General features: G+C 63.0%; 1 protein-coding gene. It reads right to left on the bottom strand.

What is annotated here, in order from left to right; all coding sequences use genetic code 11:
• Positions 1 to 511 (bottom strand): IS6 family transposase (locus tag H0485_RS21385; protein ID WP_226937885.1); only part of this gene is annotated, 511 nt, incomplete at both ends.

Here is a 511-nt window from a genome sequence, read left to right as displayed (position 1 = left end):
ATTTGAAGCGCCCCATTATCTTCTCGCGCTTTCGGGTTGGTCGGTGTGAGCCCTCGATGCGGTTGTTCAGGCCCTTGTGCGCCCGATGGTCGGCGCCGGGAGCCAGGTTCCGGAGCGGCGCAAAATAGCTGCGCAGCTTGTCGGTGATCACAACGCGAGGCCGCCCGAAACGCGCGATGAGCCTTACCAGAAAGCGCTTTGCCGCCTTGGCATTCCTGCGAGTTTGCACGAGGATGTCGAGCGTGTCGCCATTGGCGTCAACCGCCCGCCAGAGCCAGTGCTTCCTGCCACGAATTGGAATGACGACCTCGTCCAGATGCCACTTGTCCGACGGCGCGGGCCGGTCACGCCGGATACAATTGGCGAAATGCGCGCCAAACCGATTGACCCACAGCCGGACGGTTTCGCGGCTGACGATCACGCCGCGCTCTGCCAGAAGGTCCTCGACGTCGGCCGAGCTCAGAGCGAAGCGATGATAGGCCCAGACGGCATAAGCGATGATCTCGCGGGG

This window comes from Pseudogemmobacter faecipullorum (genome assembly GCF_020539525.1).
In the GTDB taxonomy this organism is placed as follows: Bacteria; Pseudomonadota; Alphaproteobacteria; order Rhodobacterales; family Rhodobacteraceae; genus Pseudogemmobacter; species Pseudogemmobacter faecipullorum.
The sequence above is the reverse complement of the archived record's forward strand: the minus strand, read 5'-3'. Positions and strand labels throughout refer to the sequence as shown.